Genomic DNA, 19,510 nt, shown 5'->3' with positions numbered 1-19,510 from the left:
GCCTGCAGCCGGGGCGCGCCCCGGATGTGCAGTGGGTCCACGCCCTGCGTGGATGGAGCCCGCATCGATCGGACCGGGCGCGTGCAGGCAGCGTCGTGCGCTCCGGTCCCCTGCGTGCATTCCGGTTCCGCGCCGTCAGGCGCCGGTGGCGACCGGGCGGCTGCTGTCACTGACCCAGCCGCTCCAGGAGCCGGCGTAGACCCGCGCGCCGGACAGGCCGGCCGATTCCATCGCCAGCAGCAGGTGGCAGGCGGTCACGCCGGAGCCGCACATCAGCACCACCTGCTGGGGGTCGCGGTTGCCGATGATCCCCTGCAGTTCGGCGCGCAGTTCCTGTGCATCGCGCAGGCGGCCATCCAGCACGTTCAGCGCGAAGGGGCGGTTGACCGCGCCCGGCACGTGGCCGGCGACCGGATCCAGCGGCTCCACCTCGCCACGGAAGCGTTCACCCGCGCGTGCGTCCACCAGCCAGCCCGGCGCATGCTTCAGGCGCGCGGTGATCTCATCGGCATTGGCGATCTGCGCGCCATCAAAGCGGCCCGGATAGGCCGGCAACGCCGGAACCTCCGCCGCGCCGGTCGCCAGTGGCTGGCCGGCAGCCTGCCAGGCGGCGATGCCGCCATCGAGCACCGCCACCCGGCGGTGCCCGATCAGGCGCAGCAGCCACCACAGGCGCGCGGCGGCCATGCTGCCATCACTGCCGTCGTAGACCACGACCTGGGTATCGGGACCGATGCCCCAGGCACCCAGCTGCGCGGCAAATGCATCGCTGTCCGGCAACGGATGGCGGCCATGGCCGGTCCGCGACAGGTCCGACAGATCACGGTTGAGATCGGCATGCACCGCACCGGGCACATGGCCAGCCGCGTACTGGCTGGCGCCGGCCTGCGGGTCGGCCAGCGACGCCCGCGCATCGACCACCCGCACGGCGGTACTGGCGGTCGCGCGGGCGTCGACCACGCGCACGCCCGCGTCCAGGTGCGCAGCGAGCGTGGCCACGTCGACCAGGGTGGTCCAGGGGGGATCGATCGGCTTCATTGCACGTGCTCCAGGCGACGACGCAGGTTGTACAGGATGGCGGCGGTCGCGCCCCAGATGCGCTGGCCCGGCCAGCCGTACTCCAGGACGTGGCGGACGCGGCCGCGGTGGTTGATCTCGACCTGGCGCAGGTTGTCGGGGCTCATCAGGTAGTCCAGCGGCACCTCGAACACCTCGGCCACCTCGCTGGGCTGCGGCACCGGCACGAAATCCGGGTCGATCACCGCCACCACCGGAGTGACCCGATAGCCGGTGATGGTCACGAAGGGGTCCAGATACCCCAGCGCCTGCACCTGTGCCGGCGCCAGCGCGATCTCTTCCTGGCTCTCGCGCAGTGCGGCCGCCAGCGCATCGCGGTCGTCAGGCTCGGTGCGGCCGCCGGGAAATCCCACCTGGCCGCCATGCTGGCGCAGGGTTTCAGTGCGCCGGGTCAGGATCACCTGCGCACCGCCGGCGCGCGGCACGATGCCGGCCAGCACGGCCGCTTCCACCGGCGGTCCCGGCGGCAGCAGGTCATCCAGCTCGCTGCGGTTCCAGCCATCGCCGGCCGGCGGTTCGGCCAGCGGATGCAGCGCGCGCAGCAGGCGATGGGAGTCGGCCAGTGAACCGCGCAGGGACTGCTGCAGCTGCTCGCGCAGCGGCAGCACGCGGTGCAGGACATGGCTGCGTTCGCTGTCGCTCATCGACGACCACCGTGCGATCTCATCGATATGCCGCCCGCAGCCGCTGCACAGCCGATGGGGTTCCAGCTTGCAGACGCCGATGCAGGGACTTGCGACAACACGCGCCGTTTCTTCCGTAGTTTGCACCTGGCAACAGTAGCGCGAATGGGCTGAATTTGCCCGCGCTGACGGTGCGGCGTGGGGCATGTTGCACGTTGCATCACCGGCCGCGCGTTCGCCGGGCAGGGGCCGATGCTGCAGATCGTTCCCTGCGCAAACAGAAACGCGCCGGTGAAGGTCACCGGCGCGTCGGGTTTACTGCATCGATTTACTTGACGCTGATCAGCTTGATCTCGAACTGCACTGCCACGTTCGGCGGGAACGGGGTGCGCGGATCGGCACCATAGGCCTGGTCCGGCGGCAGGGTGACTTCCCACTTCGAGCCTGCCGGCATCTGCAGCAGGGTCTCGCGCATGGCCTTCATTTCAACTTCGCTGACCTTGATCGACGGGATCTGCTGGGCCGGGCGGGCTTCGCTCGGGCGCTGGCCGTACGGGAACGGGCCGGCCACTTCCAGCTGCACGGTGCTGGCCTGGGTCGGCTTGGCGCCCTTGCCGGCTTCGATCACGCGGTACTGGACGCCGCTCGGCAGGGACTGCACGCCGGCCTTGGCCTTGTTCGCCGCGATGAACTGATCGCTCTTGGTCTTGTTTTCGGCAGCAGCCTTTTCGTACTCGGCCTTGGCGGCCTGGGCACGGCCCTGCTCGCGCTTCTGGAACGCTTCAACGGCCGGCTTCAGCTGCTCGGCGGTGATTGCCGGCTGCTTCTTGGCGTAGGCGTCCTGCAGACCCTTCACCACCGAGTTGATGTCCAGCTGCTCACCGCGACCGGTCAGCTCCGCCAGGTTGTTGCCGTAGTCGTAACCGAAGTAGTAGCTCAGCTTGCCCTTTTCGGACGAGACGTCCTGGGCGAAGGCATTGCCCGTCAGGGCCAGGGCCGCGACGGCGACCGCGATAGAACGCAACTTCATCAAACAGTTCTCCAGGGGTGGTAACTCAGGGACGTTCTGCGCCGCCCTGAGGCGACGGGTTAGGATAACGGCCACAACGTGTAACCGCCACTCACCACGCAGGCTAAGACCCGTCTGCGTTTGCAGAGTTCAATCTCACTTTTTTTTAACGTTCCAGGAGTTTCCCGTGGCCGACGCCCCCGCCCCCCACCCGGTCGACGTCAGCGATGACGGCGCCATCCGCACCGTGACCGTGCAGCGCCCGGACAAGCTCAATGCCCTCAATGCGGCCACCCTGCAGGCGCTGGCCGAGGCGTTCAGCGACGCCGCCGCCGACCCGTCGGTGCGGGTGGTGGTGTTGACCGGCGCGGGCGCCAAGGCCTTCGTGGCCGGTGCCGACATCGCCGAGATGAACACGCTGAGCGCGGTTCAGGGACGTGATTTCTCGCTGCTGGGCCAGGCGCTGATGCGCCGGATCGAGCGCATGCCCAAGCCGGTGATCGCGCGCGTGAACGGTTTTGCACTGGGCGGTGGCCTGGAACTGGCCATGGCCTGCCACCTGCGCATCGCCGCCGATACCGCCAAGGTCGGCCAACCGGAAATCAACCTGGGGCTGATTCCCGGCTTTGGCGGCAGCCAGCGGCTGCTGCGCCTGTGCGGTCGCGCCGCGACCCTGGAGCTGTGCCTGCTGGGCGCGCCGATCGACGCTGCGCGCGCACTGGCGCTGGGCATCGTCAACGAGGTGGTGCCCGCGGCCGACCTCGATGGCCGGGTGCAGGCGCTGGCCCGGCAACTGGCGCAGGCCGCGCCACTGGCCCTGCGTGGCCTGCTCGATGCCGTGCATGTGGGCGGCGAATGCAGCCTGGAAGCCGGTCTGGAATACGAAAGCGCACAGTTCGGCCTGCTGTTCGCCACCGAAGACATGCGCGAGGGCACCACGGCCTTCCTGCAGCGGCGCCCGCCCGCGTTCCAGAACCGCTGACCGCCATGGCATCCCGACCCGATCCCGTGCAGCTGTTTGCCCGGATCCAGGCAGACGATCCCGATGGTGCCCTGCAGGCAGGGCTGATGGAGTACGTCCCCCGCGCAGGCGATGCGCAGCTGCTGGCCGGCCATCCGGAGCTGCCCCAGCGCATCACCGCGTTGCAGCAGCAGCTGCAGCGCGCATGGGATGCGCGCGAACGCTACCGCGCCCGTGCCGTGCGCCTGGCACGCCGCGAGGCCGAGCGCGACGCGCGCCGCACGCCGGCCCCGGCGCCGGATGTGAAGCCCGCCCTGCCCGCTGCCGCAGCCGCCATCCTTGCCCGGGCCAAGGCCCGCGCCAGCGGCAAGGAGCGGTAATGGCCACCGCGAAGAAGACCGCGCGCGCGCCGGCGCGGCGTGCCAGCACGATGCCGCGCGCCGACGTGGTGGAAATGTTCACCCGCCTGCGCGAACTCAACCCGCACCCGAAGACGGAACTGGAGTACAGCTCGCCGTTCGAGCTGCTGGTGGCCGTGGCGTTGTCGGCGCAGGCCACCGACGTCGGCGTCAACAAGGCCACCCGCCGCCTGTTTCCGGTGGCCAACACGCCGGCGAAGATCCTGGCGCTCGGCGAAGAGGGGTTGAAGAAGTACATCGCCACCATCGGCCTGTTCAACGCCAAGGCGAAGAACGTGATCGCCACCTGCGCGATCTTGCTGCAGGCACATGGCGGAGAGGTGCCACGCGACCGCGAGGCGCTCGAGGCACTGCCCGGGGTGGGCCGCAAGACCGCCAACGTGGTGCTCAACACCGCCTTCGGCGAGCCGGTGATGGCGGTGGACACGCATATCTTCCGCGTCGCCAACCGCACCGGGCTGGCGCCCGGGAAGAACGTGCGCGAGGTCGAGGACCGGCTGGTCAAGGTGATCCCGGCCGAATTCCTGCTCGATGCGCACCACTGGCTGATCCTCCACGGGCGGTACGTGTGCAAGGCGCGCAAGCCCGATTGCCCGGGATGCGTGATCGCCGACCTGTGCCGGTTCAAGGAAAAGACCGTGGCGTAGATCGTGCCGGCGAGCCGGACAGGGCCCCACGCACGGCGCGGATCTACTGCAACCGGCAAGCAATCGCAGCGTCACATGCAAGCGGTTACATCAGCGGGCCCTGCCGTGACGGGGCCTGCGGCGGATCGCGCTCGTGCGCGAACTGTCACATTTACGCAATCTTCACGATCTAGCCTGCGCGCATCTTCCCACCTGCCTGCAAGGCTCCTCTCCATGAAACTGCATCACCAACTCCTGACGGTCGCCGTGGCTGCTGCGCTGTACGTGCCGGCCGCCCACGCCGAAGTCGCCATCGATGTGATCGGCGGTTCGGAAATCACCTTCGAAGGCCTGGTCCAGGCCGACGGCAACTGGTTCGACAACGACCTGACCGACCTCAACGGCGGCGATGCAGGCAACGGCAAGGACAGCGAATTCGAACTGCGCCGCGCCGAGCTGGTGCTGAAGGGCAAGGGCCCGGGCAACGTGGAATGGGTGGTCGGCTATGACGCCAAGGCCGACAAGTTCCTCGACACCAACGTGAAGTACAAGCTGCTGGGCAACGCCAACCACTTCATCCAGGTCGGCCAGTTCAAGCAGCCCAACAGCCTGGAAGAACTGTCCAGCACCAAGAACAACGACTTCATCTCCAAGGCCGCGGTCACCAACACCTACGCCGTGGCCCGCCGCCTGGGCGGCGCCTACAGCTATGGCCAGGACAACTGGTCGATCACCGCCAGCGCCTTCGGCCGCGAACTGACCCGCAACCTGGCCCACGGCAGCGGCTACGGCGCGCGCGGTACCTTCGCCCCGATCAACGAGAAGGGCCAGGTCCTGCACTTCGGCCTGAGCTACGTCGACTACGACGCCGACGCCGACACCCTGCGCGTGCGTGCCCGCCCCAACGCCGACCTGGCCACCGCGCGCCTGGTCGACAGCGGCAACCTGACCGACACCGACCGCATCAGCACCATCGGCGCCGAAGCCATGTACTTCCAGGGCCCGTTCAAGGCCCAGGCCGAGTACTACTCCAGCAAGGCCAAGCGCTACGACCACGACAACTACACCAGCGACGGCTACTACGTCAGCGGCGTGTGGAATGTCACCGGCGAAACCTGGAGCTACAAGGGCGGCACCCCGGGCACCGGCCTGCCGAACAACCCGGCCAGCGGCCAGTGGCAGCTGGGCGTGCGCTACGACCACATGGACCTGAACGACGGCAACCTCACCGCCAACCCGGTGGCCGGTCGTCCGCCGATCGTCGATGGCGTGCTGGGCGGCAAGATGGACATCTGGACCGTCGGCGCCAACTGGTACTGGCGCTCGAACTTCAAGCTGATGCTCAACTACGTGATGGTCGACAGCAAGAAGTACAGCTCCTCGGCCCGCGGCTTCGTCAACGACGATCCGAACATCCTGGAAGCCCGCGCGCAGTTCTTCTGGTAAGCACTGCCGCAGCAGCACGATCGGAGGCACGGCTGACGCCGTGCCTTCTTTCGTTGTGGGCGGGCAGCGGCGGGCGATGATGCGCGCCCCGCTGATACGGATGTCCGCGATGCCTTCACGCCCTGCCCTGCGCCGCACCGGGCTGCTGTGCGACGGCCTGCTGTGCGGCAGCCTGCTGTGCTGCAGCGTGCTGTGCTGCAGCGTGCAGTGCTGCAGCCTGCTGGCCGCTGTGCCCTCGGCGGCGCACGCCTGAGACGATGCCGATGCAGTGCGTGCGGCCGCCTACCCGCAGCTGCCGCGCGGTGCCCGCGCAGCCCGGCCCCCCCCTGCTGGCCGTGGCGCAGTGGGACGCGCCGGCCGGCGAGGACGTCTGCGGCGGTGACCTCGACCTCCTGCTGCTGGACACCGCCAGCCGCCGCCCGCTGGCCTGGGTCCGCGTGGCCGCTGCGGTCAGCAGCGATGCCATGCGCTTTTCCGGGCTTGCGCTGGATACCGCGCGCTGGCAACTGGATGCCGAGACCCGCGCCGTTGGTGCCGCCATGACGCCTGTCATGTTTGCGTCATATGACAGACGCGGGCGTGTCACGGAACCGTTATGGAATGTGCACCGAAACGTCGGGCAGCCGCCCCTCGACCACCCCAGGAGCCTCTCCGTGATCCACGCCTTCAAGTCACGCGCTGCCGTCGCCATTCTGGCCGCGTCGTCCGTGTTTGCCGCCAACGCCGCCGATGTCACCGGCGCGGGCGCCTCGTTCATCTACCCGGTCATGTCCAAGTGGTCCGCGGACTACAGCACCGCCACCGGCAAGAAGGTCAACTACCAGTCGATTGGTTCCGGCGGTGGCATCGCGCAGATCAAGGCCGCGACCGTCGACTTCGGTTCGTCCGACGCACCGCTGAAGCCGGAAGAGCTGGCGGCTGCGGGCCTGGCCCAGTTCCCGTCGGTCATCGGCGGCGTGGTGCCGGTCATCAACGTGGCTGGCGTCGCCCCGGGCGCGCTGAAGCTGGATGGCCCGACCCTGGCCAACATCTTCCTCGGCAAGATCAAGACCTGGAACGACCCGGCCATCGCTGCCCTGAACAGCGGCCTGACCCTGCCCAACGCCAAGATCACCATCGTCCACCGTTCGGACGGTTCGGGCACCACCTTCAACTTCGTCAACTACCTGTCCAAGGTCAGCCCGGAGTGGAAGAGCAAGGTCGGTGAAGGCACCTCGGTGCAGTGGCCGGCCGGCATCGGCGGCAAGGGCAACGAAGGCGTCGCTGCCTATGTGAAGCAGATCAAGGGCGGCATCGGCTACGTCGAACTGTCCTACGCGCTGCAGAACAAGATGTCCTACGCGGCGATGAAGAATGCGGCCGGCAAGATCGTGCAGCCGTCGGACGCCTCGTTCTCGGCCGCTGCGGCCAGCGCTGACTGGGCCAACGCCCGCGACTTCTACCTGGTGATGACCAACGCCCCGGGCGCCGATGCCTGGCCGATCACCGCCACCAACTTCATCCTGGTGCGCAAGCAGCCGAAGAACGTGGCCGGTGCCAAGGCGACGCAGGAATTCTTCCGCTGGATCTACAAGAACGGCGACGCCCAGGCCAAGCAGCTGGACTACGTGCCGCTGCCGGACACGCTGGTGCGCCAGATCGAGACCTACTGGACCCAGAACCTGAAGTACTGAGCAAGGCGTTCCCCCGCAGGAACGGGGCCGGCGGGTCCTCTCTCCCCCGCCGGCCCCACCGGGCGCGAGATCCTCGAGATCTCGCGCTCTTCTTGTTTTCCGGGGGCGGTTGGGGGCCCGTGCAACGCCGTTGCGCCTGCGGCCCAACCCGGGCGGACCGCTCAGGGTCTGGCCCGGGGCACGCGGCAAGCCCGGCCTGCGGCGGTCCGGTGCGTGCGCAGATCCGGGCATCCGCGGGCCCCGCAGGAGGGCCGCCCGCACGGCGAAACCCTTGTCGGAACGTGATCCAGGACACCTCTGTCATGGACGTCATACGGCTGTAACAAAAACATCATTTCATAGCCGCATCCGCCGACACCGTCGGCTCTATCCCGCTATGGAGTGACCATGAAACTGCACTCGGCCGGCCTTGCCGCCCTTTCCCTGGCCATCGCCCTGGGCCTGTCGGCCTGCGGTGGCGACAAGCCGGCAGCGCAGCAGCCCACCGCCGACGGCGCCGCCGCCCCGGCCGCCGCCGGTGCCAAGGTCAGCGCTGAAGTTTCCGGCGCCGGCGCTTCCTTCATCTACCCGCTGGTGTCCAAGTGGTCGGCCGACTACAACGCGGCCACCGGCGCCAAGATCAACTACCAGTCGATCGGTTCGGGTGGCGGCATCGCCCAGATCAAGGCCGGCACCGTCGACTTCGGTTCGTCCGACAAGCCGTTGAGCAGCGAAGAGCTGGCCCAGGCCGGCCTGGCGCAGTTCCCGTCGGCCATCGGCGGCGTGGTTCCGGTGGTCAACATCGACGGCCTGGAAGCCGGCAAGCTGCGCCTGAGCGGCGCCCTGCTGGCCGACATCTTCCTGGGCAAGGTCAAGACCTGGAACGACCCGGCCATCGTCGCCGCCAATCCGGGCGTGACCCTGCCGGACGGCAAGATCACCCTGGTCCACCGTTCGGATGGTTCGGGCACCACCTTCAACTTCTCCAACTACCTGTCCAAGGTCAGCCCGGAGTGGAAGACCAAGGTCGGCGAAGGCACCTCGGTGCAGTGGCCGGACGGCGTGGGTGGCAAGGGCAATGAAGGCGTGGCGTCGTATGTGAAGCAGATCAAGGGTTCGATCGGCTACGTCGAGCTGGCCTATGCGCTGCAGAACGCGATGCCGTACACCTCGCTGCAGAACGCCGCCGGCACCTGGGTGCAGCCGAGCGCGGAAACCTTCGCCGCCGCGGCCGCCAGCGCCGACTGGGCCAGCGCCAAGGACTTCAACCTGGTCATCACCAACGCCCCGGGCGAGCAGGCGTGGCCGATCACCGCCACCAACTTCATGCTGATGCAGAAGCAGCCGAAGGATGCCAAGCGCAACCAGGATGCCCTGGCGTTCTTCAAGTGGGCCTTCGAAAGCGGCCAGGCCCAGGCCAACGAGCTGCACTACGTGCCGCTGCCGGCCGAGCTGGTCAAGCAGATCGAAGCCTACTGGGCGACCGAACTGAAGTGATGGACCCGACGGTGCCCGCCCTGCGCGGGCACCGTCTCCTGCACATCGTGCCGCCCCGCCCCTTCCTGGCCCTGCCGTCCCCATGAATGCCATCGCCCAGCCTGTAGCAGCCCCGTCCACGCGTGATACGCGTGATGCCCGCAACGACAAACTGTTCCGATGGGTGCTGGTCGGCACCGTCATTTTCGTCCTGATCGCGCTGGCCTGTGCCGCGCTGTCGATGCTGTGGGGCGGCCGTCATGCCCTGCAGATGCAAGGCCTCAGCTTCTTCTTCTCGTCCGACTGGAATCCGGTCGAGAACAAGTTCGGCGCGCTCGCTCCGATCTACGGCACCCTGGTCACCGCGCTGATCGCGATGGTCATCGCCGTGCCGGTCAGCTTCGGCATCGCCTTCTTCCTGACCGAAGTCGCCCCGCGCTGGCTGCGCGGCCCGGTCGGTACCGCCATCGAACTGCTGGCGGGCATCCCCTCGATCATCTACGGCATGTGGGGCCTGTTCGTGCTGGTGCCGGTGATGACCGAGTACGTAACCCCGTTCCTCAACGAAACCCTGGGCGAATGGCCGGTCATCGGCCCGCTGTTCCAGGGCCCGCCGCTGGGCATCGGCATGCTCACCGCCGGCTTCGTGCTGGCCATCATGGTCATCCCCTTCATCTCCTCGGTGATGCGCGAAGTGTTCCTGACCGTGCCGACCCGGCTGAAGGAATCGGCCTACGCGCTCGGTTCGACCAAGTGGGAAGTCAGCTGGGACATCGTGCTGCCCTACACCCGCTCGGCGGTGATCGGCGGTGTGTTCCTCGGCCTCGGCCGTGCGCTGGGCGAGACCATGGCCGTGGCCTTCGTGATCGGCAACAGCGTGCGGCTGTCGCCGTCGCTGCTGGAACCGGGCACCACCATCGCCGCGCTGATCGCCAACGACTTCGGTGAAGCCACCGAAACCTACCGCTCGGCGCTGCTGCTGCTCGGCTTCGTCCTCTTCATCGTCACCTTCGTGGTGCTCGCCATCGCCCGTCTGATGCTGATGCGCCTGTCCCGCAAGGAGGGCAACTGATGTCCAGCACCGCTGACTCCCTGTACCTGCGCCGTCGCATCGGCAACGTCGTTGCGATCACGCTGTCCTGCGCCACTGCCCTGTTCGGCCTGTTCTTCCTGGGCTGGATCCTGTTCACCCTGGCGGCCAAGGGCCTGGCCGGCATCAATCTGGATCTGTTCACCAAGATGACGCCGCCGCCGATGCAGGAAGGCGGCCTGGCCAACGCCTTCTTCGGCAGCGCGGTGATGTGCGCGCTGGCGATCGGCATCGGCACCCCGCTGGGCGTGCTGGCCGGCACCTGGCTGGCCGAGTACGGCAACGCCCGCAAGGCCGGCACCGTGGTCCGCTTCGTCAACGACATCCTGCTGTCGGCACCGTCGATCGTGCTGGGCCTGTTCGTCTACACCCTGTACGTGATGCAGACCGGTGGCAACTTCTCCGCCTTCGCCGGTGCGCTGTCGCTGGCCTTCATCGTGCTGCCGGTGGTGGTGCGCACCACCGACGAGATGCTGCGCCTGGTGCCTTCGCAGATGCGCGAGGCCGCGCTGTCGCTGGGCATCCCGCAGTGGAAGGTGATCGTGCAGGTGCTCTACCGCAGTGCCTCGGCCGGCATCATCACCGGCATCCTGCTGGCGCTGGCCCGCATCTCCGGTGAAACCGCGCCGCTGCTGTTCACCGCCTTCGGCAACCAGTACTGGAACAGCAACGTGTTCCAGCCGATGGCTTCGGTGCCGGTGGTGATGAACCAGTTCGCCGGCAGCCCGTATGAATCCTGGCAGGTACTGGCCTGGGCCGGTGCCCTGGTGCTGACTGTCTTCGTGTTGCTGGTCAGCCTTGCCGCCCGCGGCATCCTGCTGCGCAACCGCATCTCCCATGACTGACCTTTCCGTGGATACCGCCATGAACGACCTTTCCAACGCCGTGCCGATGCAGCGCATCGCCGTGCCGGCCTCGCACGAGAACCTGCACGCGCCGTCGCCGGTCAAGCTGGCTGCGCGTGGTCTGGACTTCTACTACGACAAGTTCCACGCCCTGAAGGGCATCAACCTGGAGATTCCGGAAAAGCGCGTGACCGCGCTGATCGGGCCCTCCGGTTGCGGCAAGTCGACCCTGCTGCGCATCTTCAACCGCATCTACGCGCTGTACCCGAAGCTGGAAGCACGCGGCGAAGTGCTGCTGGACGGCGAGAACATCCTGTCGCCGAAGTACCCGATGAACCGCCTGCGCAGCAAGGTGGGCATGGTGTTCCAGAAGCCGGTGCCGTTCCCGATGACCATCTTCGAGAACGTGGCCTATGGCATCCGCCACCACGAGAAGCTGTCCAAGGCCGACATGGCCGACCGCGTCGAGCAGGCGCTGCGCCAGGGCGCGCTGTGGGACGAGGTGAAGGACAAGCTCAACCAGAGCGCGCTGGGCCTGTCCGGCGGCCAGCAGCAGCGCCTGTGCATCGCCCGTGCCGTGGCCCTGCGCCCGTCGGTGCTGCTGCTGGACGAGCCGACCTCGGCGCTGGATCCGATCTCCACCAGCCGCATCGAGCAGCTGGTGGAAGAACTGAAGCACGAGTACACCATCGTGATCGTGACCCACAACATGCAGCAGGCCGCGCGCGTGTCCGACTACACCGCCTTCATGTACCTGGGCGACCTGATCGAGCATGACCGCACCGAAGTGATCTTCTCGCAGCCGTCCAAGCAGCAGACCGAAGACTACATCACCGGTCGCTTCGGCTGAAACGCCGGTCGAGAGACAGACAATGTCAGTCGGGCATCGCTCGACTCTACAGACAACGCCAGTCGAGCAGGGCTCGACTCTACAGAGTGGAATGACCATGAACCTTCCCAACGACCACATCGTCAAGAGCTACGACGAAGAGCAGCAGCGCCTGGTGGCCGAGATCGTGCGCATGGGCGAGATGGCCGTCGCCCAGCTCGAGGCGTCGATGGACGTCATCGAGAAGCGCGACGAGAACGCCGCCCATCGCATCATCGCCAACGACGAAGCGATCGACGCGCTGGAACAGCAGATCAGTCACGATGTGATGCGCCTGGCACTGCGCGGCCCGATGGCCCGCGACCTGCGCGAGATCCTGGCCGGCCTGCGCATCCCCGCCGACATCGAGCGCATCGGCGACTACGCGGCCAACGTTGCCAAGCGTTCGATCGCGCTGGGCAAGGTGCCGCCGCTGCCGCAGATCCAGGGCCTGCGCGCACTGGGCCGGTTGGCTGCACAGCAGGTCCGTCGTGCCATCGCGGCCTACCGCGACAACGACGCCGAAGCGGCGCTGGCGCTGCGCGAGGATGACGCCCGCCTGGATGCGCAGTACACCGCCCTGTTCCGCGAGCTGCTGACCTACATGATGGAAGACCCGCGCAACATCACCCCGTGCACGCACCTGCTGTTCATGGCCAAGAACCTGGAGCGGGTGGGCGACCACGCCACCAACATCGCCGAGAACGTGTGGTTCCTCGTGCACGGCGAACAGCCGCTGCCGCCGCGCGAGAAGCGCGACGAGACCTCCAGCACCGACCACGTCTGATACCGCACTGCAACATCGAAACCGGCTGCAGAGGGCCCCTGTCCACGCGACAGGGGCCTTTTTTGTCTGCCTGTGGCGCGGTGGCGGCAAACCTCACGAAAAATTGAGTTCTTGGCGAGGATTCCTTGAGTAGGATCGCTGCACCATCGTTTCACCCCGGGCACCTGCCCACCACCCAAGGAGTACGACCGATGAGCAGTTCCAACAAGACCCTGTCCCTGCTGACCGCCACCGCCCTGGCCGCAGGCCTGGGCGTGACTGCCAGTGCTTCGGCCCTGAGCATGACCGACCTTGCCCAGGGCTACCTGGTGGCTGGCCAGGCAGCGAAGGCAGCCGATGCCAAGCACGCCGAAGGCAAGTGTGGCGCCGACGGCAAGAGCGCTGAAGGCAAGTGCGGCGGTGACAAGGGCAAGGCGGCCGAGGGCAAGTGTGGTGAAGGCAAGTGCGGTGCCGACAAGGGCAAGGCAGCGGGCGGCGCTGCCACCGATGCCAAGGCAGGTGCCAAGGCCGGCGACAAGAAGGCGGCCGAAGGCAAGTGTGGCGAAGGCAAGTGCGGTGGCAAGCACTGAGGTACGCGCCAGCGTCGTCCACCCGCGGCTGCCGCTGCCTGCGGCGGCCGCCGGGTTGGGGCTGCGCCGGGCGCTGCTGCAACCGCTGCGCGATGCACCGGCCGGCGATTTCGATTTCCTCGAATGCGCGCCGGAAAACTGGATCGATGTGGGTGGCCCGGCCGGTGACGCGCTGGCCGAACTGGCGCAGCGCCATCCGCTGAGCTGCCACGGCCTGTCACTGTCGCTGGGGGGCAGCGCAGCGCTGGATACCCAGCTGCTCGAGCAGGTCGGCCGGTTCCTCGAGAAGCACCGCGTGCCGCTGTACAGCGAACACCTGAGCTACTGCAGTGACGACGGCCACCTGTACGACCTGCTGCCGATTCCGTTCACCGACGAAGCCGTGCGCCATACCGCGGCCCGCATCGCCCGCGTGCAGGACCTGCTGGGTCGCCGCATCGCAGTGGAGAACGTCTCCTACTACCTGGCACCGGAACCGGCGATGGACGAACTGGCCTTCACCAATGCCGTGCTCGCCGAAGCCGACTGCGACCTGCTGCTGGACGTCAACAATGTCTACGTCAACGCCTGCAATCACGGCTACGACGCCGACACCTTCATCGCCGGCCTGCCTGCGCAGCGCATCGTCTGCCTGCACGTGGCCGGACATCTGGACGAAGCCCCGGACCTGAAGATCGATACCCACGGCAGTGCGGTGATCGACCCGGTCTGGGAGCTGCTGGCGCGGACCTATGCACGCATCGGCGCGCGCCCGACCCTGCTCGAGCGCGACTTCAATTTCCCGCCCTATGCCGAACTGCAGGGCGAACTGCAGACCATCCGCCGCCTGCAGGCCAGCCACGCCGGGAGCGCCCATGGCTGATGCGCCCACCCCGCTGCGCGCACAGCAGCATGCCTTCACCGCGCACCTGCGCGATCCGCAGGCGGTGGCCGCACCGCCCGGCCTGGAGCCACGGCGGGTGGCGGTGTACCAGCGGCTGCTGTTCAACAACCTGCTCGGCCTGTTGAGCACGGGCTTCCCGGTCTGCGTGCGCCTGCTCGGCGGATCGGCCTGGAGCGACCTGGTGCGCCACTACTTCGCCAGCCATCGCTGCCAGACGCCGCTGTTCACCGGGCTGGCCGCCGAGTTCGTGCAATGGCTGCAGGCGCAGCCGCAGCTGCCACACCCCGCGCTGGCCGAGCTGGCCCACTACGAGTGGGTGGAGACCGCGCTGTATCAGTTGCAGGCCGAGCCGCTTCCGGCGCCCGGCGATGTCGATCCGCTGCGCGTGCCGCTGCAGCGCTCGCCGCTGGCGTGGCCGCTGCTGTATCACTGGCCGGTGCACCGGCTCGGTGCCGGGGATGCGCCGGCGCATCCGCCCAGCGAACCGACCGGCCTGCTGGTTCGCCGCCAGGCCGATGGCGAAGTGCGCTTCGCCACGCTCAGCCCATTGGCGGTGGACCTGCTGTCGCGCATCGGCGAGCAGCCTGGGCTGGACGGGCATGCCTACCTGCAGCACCTGGCCACTGCGCATGGCCTGGCCGAAGACGCACTGGCCGGCCCCGGTGCCGCGCTGCTGCAGCAGTTCCTGCAGGCCGGCGTGATCGGCCCGCTCACCTCCCCGCCCTGACCCCCGACCCGCGGAGATCCCCTGATGAACCTTCCGACCCTGACCGCCGCGCGCGGCCAGCTGGACCGTCTCGCCCCCTGGTTGGCGCCGCTCGGCCTGCGCCTGCTGCTGGCCTGGGAATACTTCGAATCCGGCCGCGAGAAACTGCACGGGCAGAACTGGTTCGCCGACCTGCAGGACGCGTTTCCGTTCCCGTTCGACCAGTTGCCGGCCACACTGAACTGGCAGCTGGCCACCTGGTTCGAACTGGTCGGCGCGGCCTGCCTGCTGCTCGGCTTCGGCACCCGTTTCGCCGCCGCCAGCCTGCTGGTGCTGACGCTGGTGGCCACCTATGCGGTGCATTGGCCGATGGAGTGGAACTCGCTGGCGGACCTGGCGATGGGCTATGCGATCAGCGACCAGGGCTTCGGCAACTTCAAGCTGCCGCTGCTGTTCATGGCGATGCTGCTGCCGCTGATGTTCAGCGGGGCCGGCAGGCTGAGCGTGGATGCGCTTCTGGCGCGGCCTGGACGGATCGCGCCCGCCGCCACCGCATGAGGGTCAACGCGGCGGCCCCGCGCGGGCCGCGGTCGATCCGGCTGGCCGGGCGCTCAGGGTCGCTCTGCTAGAATCCTCGCATGACCGACCCCACCCCCGCACCTGCCGCCGCCCCCGTTTCCGAAGTACCCCAGGCGCAGCGCGCGATGTCGCAACGCTTCCGCGGCTTCCTGCCGGTGGTGGTGGACGTGGAGACCGGCGGTTTCGACAGCCAGCGCAACGCGCTGCTGGAAATCGCCGCCGTACCGATCGAGATGGACGAGAACGGCCTGCTCTACCCCGGCCAGACCGCCAGCGCCCACGTGGTGCCGGCCGAGGGCCTGGAGATCGATCCGAAGTCGCTGGAAGTCACCGGCATCATCCTCGACCATCCGTTCCGGCTCGCCAAGGAAGAGAAGGCCGCGCTGGACCACATCTTCACCCCGGTGCGTGCGGCGATGAAGAAATACGGCTGCCAGCGCGCCATCCTGGTCGGCCACAACGCGCATTTCGATCTCGGCTTCGTCAACGCCGCCGTGGCCCGCACCGGGCACAAGCGCAACCCGTTCCATCCGTTCAGCGTGTTCGACACGGTGACCCTGGCCGGCATTGCCTACGGCCAGACCGTGCTGGCACGCGCGGCCAATGCGGCCGGGCTGGGCTGGGATGCCAACGAGGCGCACAGCGCGGTGTATGACACCGAGCAGACCGCACGGCTGTTCTGCACCATCGCCAACGCCTGGCCGCGGTAAAGCAGCTCTTTCTGTAGAGCCGAGCCATGCTCGGCTGCGCCTTCTGCCGCGCTGTGGCGCGATGGTCGAGCATGGCTCGACTCTACCGATTGCCGGCGGCACCTCCACGCCCTGCGCGGATGCAATCAACCGATGCTCGTGCGATCCCGGCCGTCGCTCTTCGCGCGGTACAGCGCGCGGTCGGCACGCTGGTAGAGCAGCGCCGGGGTGCGGTCGTCGGCGTCCAGCTCCACCAGGCCGGCACTGAAGGTCACCCGCAGTCCGGGCACGCCGGCCCAGTCCGGGTGGTCGTGGAACAGGCCGCGCAGGCGCGCGCACAGCTGTGCGGCCTCTTCCAGGCGGGTGTCATTGAGCAGCAGCGCGAACTCTTCGCCGCCGGTGCGCGCCGGCAGGTCCGAATCGCGGCAGGCGGCGGCGATCACCTGCGCCACTTCCACCAGCACCGCATCGCCGATGCTGTGGCTGTAGGTGTCGTTGACGTCCTTGAAGTGATCGATGTCCAGCACCACCAGGCACAGCGGATGCCCGCTGCGCTGGGCGCGGGCGAAGTCGCGGGCCAGTGCTTCGTCGAAGCCGCGGCGGTTGGCGAGCGTGGTCAGCGCGTCTTCGCGGGCCTGGCGCTCGAACGCTTCGGCCTGGCGGGCCAGGCGTTCGGCCAGTTCGGTCTTTTCCTGGTTCAGCGCCTGCAGGTGCACGGTCTGCGCCTGCAGGTCGAAGGTGGCTTCGTCCACGCGCCGCGCCAGGCGCAGGTTGCTGGCCTTGTACTGCTGCAGCAGGAAGCGGTACAGCGCCACCAGCGCGGCCAGCAGCAGCAGGCCGATCAATGCCTGCACGCTGCGTCGCTGCCACCAGAACGGCTCCACGGTGAAGCTCCACACCGCTTCCTGCTGGCCCCAGCTGCCGCCCGGGTGCGAGGCCGCCACATGCAGCGTGTAGTCCCCCGGCGGCAGGCCGACGAATTCCACGCTGCGCTGCGGGCCACGCTCCACCCAGCTGCTGTCCAGGCCATCGAGCCGGGTGCGGTAGCGGATGCGGTCGGACATCAGGTAGCTCAGGCCGACATAGCTCACCGCCAGCCGGCGACCGCCCGGGACCAGGTTGCGTTCGGGGCCTTCCCAATGCACCGGTGCACCGTCGACCTGCACGTTCTCGATCGCCGCCGGCGGTGCCGGGCGTTCGCGGAAACGCTGCAGCCGCTGTGGATCGACCGTGCTCAGGCCACCGGCGGTGACCACCCAGAAGCTGCCGTCCTGGCGCAGGATCGCCGAGGGCCCGGAACTGCCGTTGGCCTGCGCGTTGGCCATGCCATCGATCTCGTTGTAGCGCTCCACCGTCACCCGTGGCGCGCGGCCATCGGCCACGGCGTTGAGGGTGGCCATGTCGGTGCGCAGCACGCCGCGGTTGCTGCTGATCCAGACGTTGCCCAAGCGGTCGGGCACCAGCTGGAACACCGCGTCCACCGGCATGCCCTGCTCCAGGCCGACACGGGCCAGGCGCCCGTCCTGCCAGCGGTACAGGCCACGGTCGCTGCTGATCCACATCGCGTCGCCGATCTGGTGGAAGCCGAACACGCTGCGGCCCCCGCCCAGCGGCGCCAGGTCGATCGACTGCACGTGGTCGCCGCGCAGCACCCGTATGCCCTCGATGGTGCCGATCCACAGGTTGCCCTGGTGGTCGTGCTCGAGCGCGGTGATCAGCCCTCCCGGCATCCCCGGCAGCGTGGAAACCCGTACCGAATCGCCTTCGATGCGGATCACGCCCTTCTGCGTGCCGGCCCAGACCACGCCGGAAGCATCGACGCTGATCGCGCGGATGTTGCCGCCCGGCAGGCCCTCCGCGGCCGCATAGTTGCGGCGCAGGCGGCCGTCCGGGTATAGCCGGAAGATGCCGTCGCCGAAGGTGCCCACCCACAGGTCGCCGCCCGGGTCCTGGGCAAGGCTCAGTACCGACGGCGCCTTGCCCCCGCGGTTGTGCAGCGGCATCGCGCGGAAGCGGCCATCCGCGGTCTGCTGGTCCAGGCCGCTGGCGCTGCCCACCCACAGCTGGCGGTCGCGGTCTTCGAACACCGTGCGCACGTAGTCGCCGCTGAGCCCGTCGCGCTCGGTGTAGCTGCTGAACAGGGTTTCGCGCAGGCGGTACAGGCCGCCGTTGGCACCGACCCAGATGCTGCCTTCGGCATCCTCGCGCAGGCTGACCACGCGGCCGCCGGGCAGGTTCAGTCCAGCCGGCAGGCGTTCCAGGCCGTGCGACGAGATGCGCAGCAGGCCCTGGTTTTCGGTGCCCAGCCAGACATCGCCATGCCGGTCCTGCAGCATGGCGGTCAGGTGCAGCTGGCCCGGAAGGCGGTGCACCAGCACCAGGCGGTCGTCCTCGACCCGGTACAGGCGTTCGCCGGCGACGATCCACAACGCACCGTCGGGTGCGCGGTAGGGCCATGACAGCCCCTTGTCCACGCCCCATGCGGCCGGTGCGCGCTTGAGCACGCCATCGTTGTCACGCAGCACCAGGCCGTCGAGCGTGCCGATCCAGACCCGGTCCTGGGCATCGACCACCATCTTGGTGAAGCTCATCGCCATCGGCAGTGCCGGCGGTGGCGGCTGGTAGACGATGCCCTTGTCCGCGGTCAGGTAGCCGATGCCCTTGCCCTCGTACAGCAGCCACAGGCGTCCCTGGCTGTCCATCTGCATCGACTGGATCAGCACCTGCGGGGTATCGGGCTGGTGCTCCCAGACCTGCCATTGGCCGTCACTGCCGCGATGGCTGACATTGCCGCGCGAATCGCTGATCCACAGGCCGCCCTGGTGGTCGACCAGCAGCGCGCCGATGCCGTTGTCACGCAGGCCCGGCCGGGTGCTGCGGTCGAATACGGTGAAATCCAGGCCGTTGTAGCGCACCAGGCCTTCCCAGGTGGCGAACCACAGGTGGCCTTCCGGGGTCTGCGCGATGTCGCGCAGCGAGTTGTGCGGCAGGCCGTTGCGCGAGGTCCACACGTCAATGGCGTAGTCGCGCAGCGGCGGTGCCCCGCCCTGCGCGGCCAGCGGCGCGGCCAGCGCCAGCAACAGCCACAGCACGCCCAGCCGCAGCAGCCGGCCGAGGTTCCTTCCGAAATGGCGCCCCGCCCGGCACCTGCCCGCCCCCGGCCCGCCCATCAGCGCAGCAGCAGCGACCAGATGCGGTTGCCGGC

General features: G+C 68.3%; 20 protein-coding genes. 16 read left to right on the top strand and 4 right to left on the bottom strand.

The features are described 5' to 3' along the window. Positions 1-135 precede the first annotated feature (135 nt). The 3 genes from Q5Z10_RS07015 to Q5Z10_RS07005 form a co-directional block, all read right to left on the bottom strand. Positions 136-1,038 carry a sulfurtransferase gene (locus tag Q5Z10_RS07015; protein ID WP_303638526.1) on the bottom strand — a complete coding sequence of 301 codons (903 nt, stop codon included), beginning with the start codon at positions 1,036-1,038 and terminating at the stop codon, positions 136-138. After that, positions 1,035-1,847 (bottom strand): CoA pyrophosphatase, encoded by an 813-nt coding sequence (locus Q5Z10_RS07010; protein ID WP_303638525.1) that lies wholly within the window; start codon positions 1,845-1,847, stop codon positions 1,035-1,037. The genes Q5Z10_RS07015 and Q5Z10_RS07010 overlap by 4 nt, the downstream gene beginning before the upstream one ends. A gap of 181 nt (positions 1,848-2,028) precedes the next feature. Next, positions 2,029-2,730: an FKBP-type peptidyl-prolyl cis-trans isomerase gene (locus tag Q5Z10_RS07005; RefSeq protein ID WP_303638524.1), complete on the bottom strand. Its 702-nt coding sequence runs from the start codon at positions 2,728-2,730 to the stop codon at positions 2,029-2,031. 166 nt (positions 2,731-2,896) lie between these two features. Here Q5Z10_RS07005 and Q5Z10_RS07000 point away from each other — a divergent pair, with 166 nt between their 5' ends. The 16 genes from Q5Z10_RS07000 to rnt all read left to right on the top strand — a co-directional run bounded on the left by Q5Z10_RS07000 (position 2,897) and on the right by rnt (position 16,326). Next, positions 2,897-3,691, top strand: coding sequence for an enoyl-CoA hydratase/isomerase family protein (locus Q5Z10_RS07000; protein WP_303638523.1), 795 nt, complete (start codon positions 2,897-2,899; stop codon positions 3,689-3,691). Between the two features lie 5 nt (positions 3,692-3,696). Then, complete coding sequence (locus Q5Z10_RS06995) at positions 3,697-4,050, top strand: hypothetical protein (protein ID WP_303638522.1); 354 nt, start codon at positions 3,697-3,699, stop codon at positions 4,048-4,050. Further along, positions 4,050-4,736, top strand: coding sequence for an endonuclease III (gene nth, locus Q5Z10_RS06990; protein ID WP_303638521.1), 687 nt, complete (start codon positions 4,050-4,052; stop codon positions 4,734-4,736). Before Q5Z10_RS06995 ends, nth begins: the two co-directional genes overlap by 1 nt. 213 nt (positions 4,737-4,949) lie before the next feature. Further along, on the top strand, positions 4,950-6,161 hold the full coding sequence (locus Q5Z10_RS06985) for an OprO/OprP family phosphate-selective porin (protein WP_303638520.1): 1,212 nt from the start codon (positions 4,950-4,952) through the stop codon (positions 6,159-6,161). 109 nt (positions 6,162-6,270) lie between these two features. Beyond that, positions 6,271-6,414, top strand: a complete 144-nt coding sequence (locus tag Q5Z10_RS06980; RefSeq protein ID WP_303638519.1) for a hypothetical protein — start codon at positions 6,271-6,273, stop codon at positions 6,412-6,414. A 400-nt stretch (positions 6,415-6,814) separates the two neighbouring features. Beyond that, on the top strand, positions 6,815-7,834 hold the full coding sequence (gene pstS, locus Q5Z10_RS06975) for a phosphate ABC transporter substrate-binding protein PstS (protein WP_303639152.1): 1,020 nt from the start codon (positions 6,815-6,817) through the stop codon (positions 7,832-7,834). Between the two features lie 387 nt (positions 7,835-8,221). Then, positions 8,222-9,310, top strand: coding sequence for a phosphate ABC transporter substrate-binding protein PstS (pstS, locus tag Q5Z10_RS06970; RefSeq protein ID WP_303638518.1), 1,089 nt, complete (start codon positions 8,222-8,224; stop codon positions 9,308-9,310). Positions 9,311-9,392: 82 nt separating this feature from the next. Then, positions 9,393-10,361, top strand: a complete 969-nt coding sequence (gene pstC / locus Q5Z10_RS06965) for a phosphate ABC transporter permease subunit PstC (protein WP_303638517.1) — start codon at positions 9,393-9,395, stop codon at positions 10,359-10,361. Continuing rightward, positions 10,361-11,224 (top strand): phosphate ABC transporter permease PstA, encoded by an 864-nt coding sequence (gene pstA, locus Q5Z10_RS06960; protein ID WP_303638516.1) that lies wholly within the window; start codon positions 10,361-10,363, stop codon positions 11,222-11,224. Before pstC ends, pstA begins: the two co-directional genes overlap by 1 nt. 19 nt (positions 11,225-11,243) lie before the next feature. Continuing rightward, on the top strand, positions 11,244-12,074 hold the full coding sequence (gene pstB / locus Q5Z10_RS06955) for a phosphate ABC transporter ATP-binding protein PstB (protein ID WP_303639151.1): 831 nt from the start codon (positions 11,244-11,246) through the stop codon (positions 12,072-12,074). 97 nt (positions 12,075-12,171) lie between these two features. Then, positions 12,172-12,879 carry a phosphate signaling complex protein PhoU gene (phoU, locus tag Q5Z10_RS06950; protein ID WP_440138084.1) on the top strand — a complete coding sequence of 236 codons (708 nt, stop codon included), beginning with the start codon at positions 12,172-12,174 and terminating at the stop codon, positions 12,877-12,879. A 191-nt stretch (positions 12,880-13,070) separates the two neighbouring features. After that, positions 13,071-13,448 carry an HvfA family oxazolone/thioamide-modified RiPP metallophore gene (locus Q5Z10_RS06945; RefSeq protein ID WP_303638514.1) on the top strand — a complete coding sequence of 126 codons (378 nt, stop codon included), beginning with the start codon at positions 13,071-13,073 and terminating at the stop codon, positions 13,446-13,448. Continuing rightward, positions 13,435-14,310: an HvfB family MNIO-type RiPP peptide maturase gene (locus Q5Z10_RS06940; protein WP_303638513.1), complete on the top strand. Its 876-nt coding sequence runs from the start codon at positions 13,435-13,437 to the stop codon at positions 14,308-14,310. Before Q5Z10_RS06945 ends, Q5Z10_RS06940 begins: the two co-directional genes overlap by 14 nt. Beyond that, on the top strand, positions 14,303-15,058 hold the full coding sequence (locus Q5Z10_RS06935; RefSeq protein WP_303638512.1) for an HvfC family RiPP maturation protein: 756 nt from the start codon (positions 14,303-14,305) through the stop codon (positions 15,056-15,058). The genes Q5Z10_RS06940 and Q5Z10_RS06935 overlap by 8 nt, the downstream gene beginning before the upstream one ends. A gap of 24 nt (positions 15,059-15,082) precedes the next feature. Continuing rightward, positions 15,083-15,595, top strand: a complete 513-nt coding sequence (locus Q5Z10_RS06930) for an HvfX family Cu-binding RiPP maturation protein (RefSeq protein ID WP_303638511.1) — start codon at positions 15,083-15,085, stop codon at positions 15,593-15,595. Between the two features lie 80 nt (positions 15,596-15,675). Further along, positions 15,676-16,326, top strand: a complete 651-nt coding sequence (gene rnt / locus Q5Z10_RS06925; RefSeq protein ID WP_442758943.1) for a ribonuclease T — start codon at positions 15,676-15,678, stop codon at positions 16,324-16,326. 125 nt (positions 16,327-16,451) lie between these two features. Here rnt and Q5Z10_RS06920 read toward each other — a convergent pair whose 3' ends face one another. Beyond that, positions 16,452-19,475, bottom strand: coding sequence for a two-component regulator propeller domain-containing protein (locus Q5Z10_RS06920; RefSeq protein ID WP_442758942.1), 3,024 nt, complete (start codon positions 19,473-19,475; stop codon positions 16,452-16,454). Between the last annotated feature and the right edge of the window lie 35 nt (positions 19,476-19,510).

Source organism: Stenotrophomonas sp. 704A1 (genome assembly GCF_030549525.1).
GTDB lineage: Bacteria > Pseudomonadota > Gammaproteobacteria > Xanthomonadales > Xanthomonadaceae > Stenotrophomonas > Stenotrophomonas tuberculopleuritidis.
This window is presented reverse-complemented; position numbering and strand designations above follow the sequence as displayed.

Excerpts from the sequence above, each read along its gene's own strand:
- phoU (WP_440138084.1), top strand. The coding sequence starts at position 12,172 with ATGAACCTTCCCAACGACCACATCGTCAAGAGCTACGACGAAGAGCAG.
- pstA (WP_303638516.1), top strand. The coding sequence starts at position 10,361 with ATGTCCAGCACCGCTGACTCCCTGTACCTGCGCCGTCGCATCGGCAAC.
- Q5Z10_RS06945 (WP_303638514.1), top strand. The coding sequence starts at position 13,071 with ATGAGCAGTTCCAACAAGACCCTGTCCCTGCTGACCGCCACCGCCCTG.
- Q5Z10_RS07005 (WP_303638524.1), bottom strand. The coding sequence starts at position 2,730 with ATGAAGTTGCGTTCTATCGCGGTCGCCGTCGCGGCCCTGGCCCTGACG.
- pstS (WP_303638518.1), top strand. The coding sequence starts at position 8,222 with ATGAAACTGCACTCGGCCGGCCTTGCCGCCCTTTCCCTGGCCATCGCC.
- pstC (WP_303638517.1), top strand. The coding sequence starts at position 9,393 with ATGAATGCCATCGCCCAGCCTGTAGCAGCCCCGTCCACGCGTGATACG.
- Q5Z10_RS06920 (WP_442758942.1), bottom strand. The coding sequence starts at position 19,475 with ATGGGCGGGCCGGGGGCGGGCAGGTGCCGGGCGGGGCGCCATTTCGGA.
- Q5Z10_RS06935 (WP_303638512.1), top strand. The coding sequence starts at position 14,303 with ATGGCTGATGCGCCCACCCCGCTGCGCGCACAGCAGCATGCCTTCACC.
- pstB (WP_303639151.1), top strand. The coding sequence starts at position 11,244 with ATGAACGACCTTTCCAACGCCGTGCCGATGCAGCGCATCGCCGTGCCG.
- Q5Z10_RS07015 (WP_303638526.1), bottom strand. The coding sequence starts at position 1,038 with ATGAAGCCGATCGATCCCCCCTGGACCACCCTGGTCGACGTGGCCACG.
- Q5Z10_RS06985 (WP_303638520.1), top strand. The coding sequence starts at position 4,950 with ATGAAACTGCATCACCAACTCCTGACGGTCGCCGTGGCTGCTGCGCTG.
- rnt (WP_442758943.1), top strand. The coding sequence starts at position 15,676 with ATGACCGACCCCACCCCCGCACCTGCCGCCGCCCCCGTTTCCGAAGTA.
- nth (WP_303638521.1), top strand. The coding sequence starts at position 4,050 with ATGGCCACCGCGAAGAAGACCGCGCGCGCGCCGGCGCGGCGTGCCAGC.
- Q5Z10_RS06980 (WP_303638519.1), top strand. The coding sequence starts at position 6,271 with ATGCCTTCACGCCCTGCCCTGCGCCGCACCGGGCTGCTGTGCGACGGC.
- Q5Z10_RS06995 (WP_303638522.1), top strand. The coding sequence starts at position 3,697 with ATGGCATCCCGACCCGATCCCGTGCAGCTGTTTGCCCGGATCCAGGCA.
- Q5Z10_RS06930 (WP_303638511.1), top strand. The coding sequence starts at position 15,083 with ATGAACCTTCCGACCCTGACCGCCGCGCGCGGCCAGCTGGACCGTCTC.